9 protein-coding genes are annotated in these 7,643 nt (G+C 70.8%); 6 read left to right on the forward strand and 3 right to left on the reverse strand.

Annotated elements, in window-relative coordinates:
- The first annotated feature begins 647 nt into the window (after positions 1-647).
- The 5 genes from ASF38_RS00325 to ASF38_RS00345 all read left to right on the forward strand — a co-directional run bounded on the left by ASF38_RS00325 (position 648) and on the right by ASF38_RS00345 (position 4,987).
- On the forward strand, positions 648-1,574 hold the full coding sequence (locus tag ASF38_RS00325) for an asparaginase (RefSeq protein ID WP_056552861.1): 927 nt from the start codon (positions 648-650) through the stop codon (positions 1,572-1,574).
- A gap of 67 nt (positions 1,575-1,641) precedes the next feature.
- Positions 1,642-2,070 carry a helix-turn-helix domain-containing protein gene (locus tag ASF38_RS00330; protein ID WP_055970030.1) on the forward strand — a complete coding sequence of 143 codons (429 nt, stop codon included), beginning with the start codon at positions 1,642-1,644 and terminating at the stop codon, positions 2,068-2,070.
- Entirely contained in the window at positions 2,067-2,840 is a 774-nt protein-coding gene (locus ASF38_RS16945; RefSeq protein WP_082480119.1) for a hypothetical protein, read from the forward strand. Before ASF38_RS00330 ends, ASF38_RS16945 begins: the two co-directional genes overlap by 4 nt.
- A 61-nt stretch (positions 2,841-2,901) precedes the next feature.
- Positions 2,902-3,141 (forward strand): DUF2516 family protein, encoded by a 240-nt coding sequence (locus ASF38_RS19530; RefSeq protein WP_056572892.1) that lies wholly within the window; start codon positions 2,902-2,904, stop codon positions 3,139-3,141.
- Positions 3,142-3,283: 142 nt separating this feature from the next.
- Positions 3,284-4,987 carry a BCCT family transporter gene (locus tag ASF38_RS00345; RefSeq protein WP_082480121.1) on the forward strand — a complete coding sequence of 568 codons (1,704 nt, stop codon included), beginning with the start codon at positions 3,284-3,286 and terminating at the stop codon, positions 4,985-4,987.
- 60 nt (positions 4,988-5,047) lie between these two features.
- Here the strand turns inward: ASF38_RS00345 and ASF38_RS00350 are convergent, their stop codons facing one another.
- From ASF38_RS00350 to ASF38_RS00355, 3 genes are all read right to left on the reverse strand, one after another.
- On the reverse strand, positions 5,048-6,175 hold the full coding sequence (locus ASF38_RS00350; protein WP_056572895.1) for a YeiH family protein: 1,128 nt from the start codon (positions 6,173-6,175) through the stop codon (positions 5,048-5,050).
- Positions 6,172-6,342 carry a hypothetical protein gene (locus ASF38_RS18170; RefSeq protein ID WP_164468775.1) on the reverse strand — a complete coding sequence of 57 codons (171 nt, stop codon included), beginning with the start codon at positions 6,340-6,342 and terminating at the stop codon, positions 6,172-6,174. The genes ASF38_RS00350 and ASF38_RS18170 overlap by 4 nt, the downstream gene beginning before the upstream one ends.
- 89 nt (positions 6,343-6,431) lie before the next feature.
- The gene (locus ASF38_RS00355) at positions 6,432-6,740 is read right to left on the reverse strand and encodes a hypothetical protein (protein ID WP_056552850.1); all 309 of its coding nucleotides are present in this window, start codon (positions 6,738-6,740) and stop codon (positions 6,432-6,434) included.
- 83 nt (positions 6,741-6,823) lie between these two features.
- Here ASF38_RS00355 and ASF38_RS00360 point away from each other — a divergent pair, with 83 nt between their 5' ends.
- Positions 6,824-7,453, forward strand: coding sequence for an alpha-ketoglutarate-dependent dioxygenase AlkB (locus ASF38_RS00360; RefSeq protein ID WP_055970012.1), 630 nt, complete (start codon positions 6,824-6,826; stop codon positions 7,451-7,453).
- The last annotated feature ends 190 nt before the right edge of the window (positions 7,454-7,643 follow it).

Below are 7,643 nucleotides of genomic sequence, written 5' to 3' on the forward strand. Positions count from 1 at the left end.
GAGGCTGCGGACGAGGCAGACGGCGTAGCGGTCCGCGTCGGGGATCGCCGTCCACGAGACGGCGGCGGTGTCGGTCCCGGTGGAGACCGACACCTTCGGCGCGGCCGGACGCAGGTCGATCGCGACGCGGGGGCTGGCGGCGGAAGCGCTGCCGTCGTAGGCGCGCACGTGCACGAGGTAGTCGGTCCCGGCGACGGGGGTGAGCTTCGTGAAGGTGTGCGAGGTCTTCGTGGTGAAGAAGCCCTCGGTGCACGNGCTGTCGCCGACGCTGCGGACGAGGCAGACGGCGTAGCGGTCGGCACCCTTCACGGCCGGCCAGCTGACCGTGGCAGCGTCCTGCGTGGTGCTCACGGTGGGACGGGGGGCCGGGACGGCCGCCGCTGCCGGGGTCGTCATGGCACCGGTGAGCAGGGCGATGACGGTGGCGACGACGAGAGCAGGTGCTCCGAAGGCGTGACGCAGGGAAGGCATGCAGTCCTCTTCTGGTGAGGGAAGCCGACGCCCGAGTGCGCCGTACCAGATCAGGGCACTGTAGTGGAAGAACGACACGGGTGGGAAGAAAGTGACCAATGGGACTGGTGGGATGAGCCGGTGGTCGGGAGGGCCGGGCGGGCTCGACCGCGCCGGTGGAGCCCTACGCTGGAGCGATGGACGTCGTCGCCGAGGTCACCCGGTCCGGGCTCGTGGAGAGCCGCCACCGCGGAGCAGCCGTGCGGGTCGGTCCCGACGGCGAGACGGTGTGGTCGCTGGGTGATCCCGGCGTCGTGGTGTTCCCGCGGTCGACGAACAAGCCCTTCCAGGCGACCGGCCTCGTGGAGGCGGGCCTGGACCTCGAGCCCCGCCTGCTGGCGCTCGCGGCCGCGAGCCACTCGGCGGAGCCGTTCCACCTCGAGGGGGTGCGCGAGATCCTCGCGCTGGGCGGCCTCGACGAGTCGGCCCTGCAGACGCCGGCGTCCTACCCGCTGGACCCGCACGAGCACGCAGCCGTCCTGCGTGCCGGCGAGGGACGTCTGCCGATCCGGATGGACTGCTCGGGCAAGCACGCCGCCATGCTGCTCACCTGCGTGGTCCGGGGGTGGTCGACCGAGGACTACCTGGATCCGGACCACCCGGTCCAGCGCGCCGTCACCGAGACCTTCACCGCCCTGGTGGGCCCGCCCGACACGGTCGGGGTCGACGGGTGCGGAGCCCCGCTGCTCGCGACGTCGCTCGAGCGTCTCGCCCGCGGCATCGGTCGGCTCGTCCAGGCGGAGACGGGGACGGCGGCACGACGGGTGGCCGAGGCGATGGTGGCCCACCCCGAGCAGGTCAGCGGGACCCGCCGACCCGACCTGGCGCTGGCCCGCGCCGTGCCGGGATCGCTGGTGAAGTCGGGTGCCGAGAGCGTGGTCGTGGCCGGCCTGGCGGACGGCTCCGCCCTCGCGGTCAAGATCGAGGACGGTGGCGAGCGTCCCCTGTTCGTGGTGCTGCACCGAGCGCTCGAGCTGGCCGGCGTCGAGGCCGACCTGCTGCGCGAACGTCCGGTGGTGCTCGGTGGCGGGCGTGCCGTCGGAGAGGTGCGGCCGGTCCTCTGACCGGTTGTGAGACGGGTCGCATGCAGATCTGCTTGCACTTGCTTGCAAATGCAAGCACACTGGAGACATGGCCAAGCTGGACGTAGGAGGAGCCGTCGAGAACCTCGGCGACTACTTGCGCGAGCAGCGACGCCAGGCGCAGATGTCCCTGCGACAGCTGGCTGAGAAGTCCGAGGTCTCCAACCCGTACCTCAGCCAGATCGAGCGGGGCGTGCGTCGTCCCTCGGCAGAGGTCCTGCAGCAGATCGCGAAGGCGCTGCGCATCTCGGCCGAGTCGCTCTACGTCCGTGCCGGTCTCATCGACATCGACGAGTCCGGCGCGCGGATGGTCGAGGACGCCATCGCCCTCGACGCCCGACTGACCGAGCGGCAGAAGACGGCACTGCTGGACATCTACCGCTCGTTCGTCGGCACCGACGTCGCACCGGACGAGGCACTTGCCGAAACGGTCACCCAGGCCAATCCCGACACCTCTCCCGAGGAGACACCCACATGAGCATCACCGATCAGATCAACGCCCAGATCAAGACCCTGGTCGACGAGGTCAAGAACCTCACCGACACCCTCAAGAAGGTCGAGATCGACGACCTCCGCTCGCAGGCCACCGGCCTCGTCGGCTCCGCCCAGGCCCAGGCGCAGTCCAGCTACGCCGAGCTGCTCCAGAAGGGTGAGGAGTTCGTCGCCCAGGCGCGCGCCCTCAAGCTCGACGACGTGCAGAAGCGCGGCGAGAAGCTGCTCGACGCCCTGCGCAAGGACGCCAAGAAGAACATCAAGGAGGCCCGCAAGGCTGCCGAGGACGTGGCCGACGACGTGCAGAAGCGCGCCGAGGACATCGTCGCCGAGGCCCAGGCCACCGTGTCGAAGGTGACGAAGAAGGCCCCCGCCTCGAAGTCGTCCGCGAAGAAGGCCCCGGCCAAGACGTCGGCCGCCGCCCGCTCGGCCGCCTCCTCGACGACCGCCGCCGCCAAGAAGGCCCCGGCCAAGACCGCCTCCGCCGCGAGCACCACCAAGAAGACCGCGGCGAAGAAGGCTCCGGCCACCACGTCGGCCGCCAAGAAGACGACGGCCAAGAAGAGCACCGCCAAGAAGGCCCCGGCCAAGAAGACGTCGTCCACCGGGACCGCGAAGAAGACGACGGCCAAGAAGGCTCCGGCCACGACGACGTCGTCCTCCGCGACCGCGAAGAAGACGACGGCCAAGAAGTCGCCCGCGAAGAAGACCTCCTCGAGCAGCAGCTCGACGGGCAGCACCACCAGCCAGTCCTGAGCCACGGCTCACCACACGAGCGGCGGGTCCCCGACGAGGGGGCCCNGTCGAGTCGGGTCTGATGCTGGTGCTGTCGCTCGCCCTGTTCGCGGTCAAGGCGTTCGCGCTCGTGGACTGCCTCACCCGTGCGCCCGCCCGGTTCGCCGTGGCCGACACGCTCCCGAAGAGCTCGTGGCTCGTGATCCTGGGCCTCACGCTCGCGGCGCACCTGGTGCTCTGGAGCCCGCTGTCGCTGCTCAACCTCGTCGGCACCGTGGCCGCGCTGGTCTACCTCGCGCAGCTGCGCGGCAGCCGCGTCTGACCCGTCCGCGATTCGCGCCTCGGCGCCAGCGTCGCTATGGTCGAAAGGTTGTCCCGTGCACCCATGGGTGCGCAGGACCTGACTGACGATGTCGAACGACTGTGCCGATGACGACTGAGCCGAAGGAAGAGGTGGTGCCCTCGTGAGTACCCTCACTGACCGAGAACATGCATCTGCAGGACGCTGGAAGCGACGGGTCGACCCCGTCGTCTTCGGGTTCACCGGCGTGGTGGCGATCGGGTTCGTCGTCTGGGGCCTGGTGAGCACGTCCGGCCTCAAGGCGGCCTCGGACACGTCGCGCTCGTGGGTCATCACGAACACCGGCTGGTTCTTCGTGCTCGTCGCGTCGTTCTTCGTGATCTACGTCCTGTGGCTCGCGGCCTCCAAGTACGGCCGGATCCCGCTCGGTCGCGACGACGAGGGTCCGGAGTTCCGGACCGTCTCCTGGATCGCGATGATGTTCAGCGCCGGCATGGGCATCGGGCTCATGTTCTGGGGCGTGGCCGAGCCGCTGTCGCACTTCGCGTCGCCGCCGCCCGGCACGGGCGAGGCGCAGAGCGACGAGGCCGTCCAGAGCGCCATGGCCTCCACGATGTTCCACTGGGGCCTGCACCCCTGGGCCATCTACGCGGTCGTCGGCATCGCGATCGCCTATGGCACCTTCCGCAAGGGACGCAAGCAGCTGATCTCGTCGGCCTTCGTCCCGCTCTTCGGCCGACGCGCCGAAGGACCGGCCGGCAAGGTGATCGACATCCTGGCGATCTTCGCCACCCTCTTCGGATCCGCCGCCTCGCTGGGCCTCGGCGCCCTGCAGATCGGCGCCGGACTGCAGTTCAACGGGTGGATCGACGAGCCGAGCAAGATCGTGCTCGTCTCCGTCATCACCGTGCTGACGATCCTGTTCATCCTCTCGGCCGTCTCCGGCATCGAGCGGGGCATCCAGTGGCTTTCCAACACCAACATGGTGCTGGCGCTCGTGCTGGCCGTGTTCGTGTTCGTGGCCGGGCCGACGCTGTTCATCCTGAACCTCGTGCCGACCGCGCTCGGCGACTACGCCTCGCAGATGACCGAGATGGCCTCGCGCACCGCGGCCAGCGGCGACGACGCCATGGAGGCCTGGCTCTCCGGCTGGACGATCTTCTACTGGGCCTGGTGGGTCTCGTGGACCCCCTTCGTCGGCATGTTCATCGCCCGCATCAGCCGCGGGCGCACGATCCGTGAGTTCGTCACGGGCGTCCTGCTCGTGCCCACGCTGGTCAGCCTCGTGTGGTTCGCGATCTTCGGTGGCGCCGGCATCTTCGAGCAGCGCGACGGCGCGGGCATCGTCGGTGCAGACGGCGCCGTCCAGTCCGACTTCGCCCTGTTCCAGCTGCTGGAGCAGTACCCGGCGGCGAGCATCACCTCGGTGCTGGTCATGGTGCTCGTCGGCATCTTCTTCGTGTCCGGTGCCGATGCGGCGTCGATCGTCATGGGGACGCTGAGCGAGCGCGGCTCCACCGAGCCGAGCAAGCCGTCGGTCATCTTCTGGGGCGCCCTCACCGGCGCCGTCGCGGCGATCATGCTCGTGATCGGGGGCTCCGACGCCCTGACCGGTCTGCAGAACATCACGATCGTCGCGTCCGTGCCGTTCGTGTTCGTCATGGTGGGCCTGTGTCTCGCGCTGTACAAGGACCTCCAGACGGACCCGGTCATCGTGCGCCACCGACTCGGTCTCGAGGCCGTCGAGGAGGCCGTGGCCGTGGGCGTCGAGGAGCACGACGGCGACTTCTCGCTCGTCGTGGAGCCCTCGGAGAGTGGCGACAGCGTGACGGTCAGCCGGCAGGGGCGCCCGGACGACCCCAGCTGACCCGACGAGGACGTCCGCCCCGGTCCGCACGGACCGGGGCGGACGTGCGTCGGGGCGCGGCTAGATCGTGAACCCGGCGAACAGCACCGAGGCCAGCGCCAGTGCGAGCCCGATGTTGACGAGCGTCGCGGCGGCGAAGACGCCGATCGGACGCCAGCCCGCCTCCTTCAGCGAGGACACCTTGAACTCCAGGCCGATCGAGACGAACGCCAGGATGAGCGCGTAGTCGCGCAGGCCCTTCACGACGGTGTCGAACGCCTCGGCCCGCGCGGCCGACGCCTGCTCCAGGTAGAGCGTCGCGATCACGGACGCGGCGATGAAGCCGAGCACGAACTTCGGGAACCGGTGCCACAGCTCGATGGCGCGGGGGCGCTCACCCTGGGGGTCGCGCTCGACCTTGAACGCGAACCAGGCCGTCAGGCCCACCGCGACGAAGCCGATGAGCGCGTTCTGCGTCAGCTTGACCACCGAGGCGATCTGGAGAGGCTCCTCGCCGGCGATCGCGCCGGCAGCGGTGACGGCCGCCGTCGTGTCGATGTTGCCACCGAGCCAGGCGCCGGTGACGGCGGGCGAGAGGCCGAGGAGGTCGGCGAGCCACGGCAGCACGAAGATCGAGGGCAGTGCGAACAGGATGACGAGGCTGGCCGTGTAGGCCAGCTGCTCCTTGCGGGCCCGCACCGCGCCGGCGGCCGCGATGGCCGCGCTCACCCCGCAGATGGCGACGGCCGACGCGAGGAGGGCACGCAGGCGATCGTCCAGCCCGAGGCGTCCGGCGAACCACCAGGTGAAGGCGAAGACGCCCGTGATGAGCAGCAGGCCCTGGAGGGTCGCTGGTCCTGCGGCCCGCGCGATGACCGAGAGCACCACCGTGGCCCCGAGCACGACCAGGCCGGTCTTGATGAAGAACTCGGTGCGGAAGCCGCCCGCGAGGCGGTCGCGCACCCCGAGCGAGGACAGCAGGGCGTTGACGAGCAGGCCCAGCGCGATCGCGTAGACGGGATACTCGATGGCGTCGCCGACGTCGGCGAGCGCGGTGTCGGCGAGCCACGTGGGCACGTTCTCGGTCAGGAGGCGGGCGGCCGCGCCCGTGGCGACGACCACGGCCAGACCCACCAGCACGGCGGGGGAGTGCAGTCGTTCGCCGTACTCCACGACCGACCGGTCGTCGGCGGAGGCGTCGGCGCTCACAGCGGCAACCAGCCCTCGGTGACGACGCCGGCGGCGGTCAGCACGACCAGCGTCAGGCCGACGATCGTCGCGAGCCAGTCCTCGGAGAGGTGGAAGCGGCGCGCGTCATCGACGGCGGGATCGCGGTCGGGGCGGGGCGGGGCAGGGTGGTCCTGGCGGTCGGTCATGCCGACAGCCTCCGTCTCGTCGGCGCCCGGACGCGTCCGGTTCCGGATGGCGGGACCGGGCCTTCGGCTGCCGGTCCTCTGCTAGGGACTCAGGTGCCGAACGTCGGGGGTGCCTGGTCGAGCCGGCCGGGGTGCAGCCAGCGCGTGATGATGACGCGGAGCATGCTGAGGGCGTCGTCGGAGCGCTCCTCGCCCTCGTCCTGGACCTCGGCGTGGGTGCGCAGGAGGGCGGCGAGCCACAGGCCCGCCTGGCCGGGGTCCAGCTCGCGGTCGGCGGTCCCGTCGCGCATGGCCCCCACCAGCAGCTCGGTCAGCTCGGCCTGCACGGCGTCGTCGACGTCGGCGCGCGCGTCGGCGATCACGTCGACCCGGTCGAGGAGGGCGTCCCAAGCGCTCATGGGGGCAGCGTAGTCGGCGCCCCGGCGAGCCTCGGAAGGCGTGGCGTCTAGAACATCTGTTCGAACTCGCCTACGATGCTCGGGTGTGGTTCCAGGGTTCGCTGCTCGACGTCGGCGACGAGGCCGTCGTCGGTCCGCTGGGCGCCTCGGTGCAGCGCAGGGAGCTTGCCCACGGCGCATGGGTCGATGTCCGCCCGGGCTGGGTGCAGGGCGCCGACCCGTTGTTCCTGAGCCTGCAGACCGAGGTCCGGTGGCGGGCCGAGAGGCGGGAGATGTACGACGACACGGTCGACGTCCCGCGGCTGCTGGCGCACTACGGATCGGGTGCCGTGCTGCCGCACCCGGCGCTCGACGACGCGCGCGACGCGCTGAACCGGCACTACGGCGCCGAGCTGGGCGAGGACTTCGTGACGGCTGGGCTCTGCTACTACCGCGACGGTCGCGACAGCGTCGCCTGGCACGGCGACCGGATCGGCCGTGGGCGCAGCGAGGACACGATGGTGGCGATCCTGTCGCTCGGCGCTCCGCGTCGGCTCAGCCTGCGCCCGACGGACCACGGCCCGGGCGACACCATCGGCTTCGTCGTGGGCCACGGCGACCTGCTCGTCATGGGCGGCTCGTGCCAGCGCACCTGGGAGCACGCCGTGCTCAAGACCGCCAGGCCGGTGGGCCCGCGGATCAGCGTGCAGTTCCGCCCCCGCGGCGTGCTCTGACGCGGGCGCCGTCGGCGGGCCCCGGATGGGACTGCATCGGTCGGGGGCCCTCGGAGGTAGGTGGCGCGCGCTATTCGCACGGCGAAGGTAGGTGGCGCGCGGATGCAGACCTCCATACCGCGGGCCACCCACCTCTGACGCTTCGATTCCGCGGGCCACCTACCTCGGACCCGGCTGGGGCAGTGGGAGG

Source organism: Aeromicrobium sp. Leaf272 (genome assembly GCF_001422865.1).
Taxonomy (GTDB): domain Bacteria; phylum Actinomycetota; class Actinomycetes; order Propionibacteriales; family Nocardioidaceae; genus Aeromicrobium.

Bases quoted from the DNA above. Each gene is read 5' to 3' on its own strand.
- ASF38_RS00325 (WP_056552861.1), top strand. From the start codon at position 648: ATGGACGTCGTCGCCGAGGTCACCCGGTCCGGGCTCGTGGAGAGCCGC.
- ASF38_RS00330 (WP_055970030.1), top strand. From the start codon at position 1,642: ATGGCCAAGCTGGACGTAGGAGGAGCCGTCGAGAACCTCGGCGACTAC.
- ASF38_RS16945 (WP_082480119.1), top strand. From the start codon at position 2,067: ATGAGCATCACCGATCAGATCAACGCCCAGATCAAGACCCTGGTCGAC.
- ASF38_RS19530 (WP_056572892.1), top strand. From the start codon at position 2,902: ATGCTGGTGCTGTCGCTCGCCCTGTTCGCGGTCAAGGCGTTCGCGCTC.
- ASF38_RS18170 (WP_164468775.1), bottom strand. From the start codon at position 6,342: ATGACCGACCGCCAGGACCACCCTGCCCCGCCCCGCCCCGACCGCGAT.
- ASF38_RS00355 (WP_056552850.1), bottom strand. From the start codon at position 6,740: ATGAGCGCTTGGGACGCCCTCCTCGACCGGGTCGACGTGATCGCCGAC.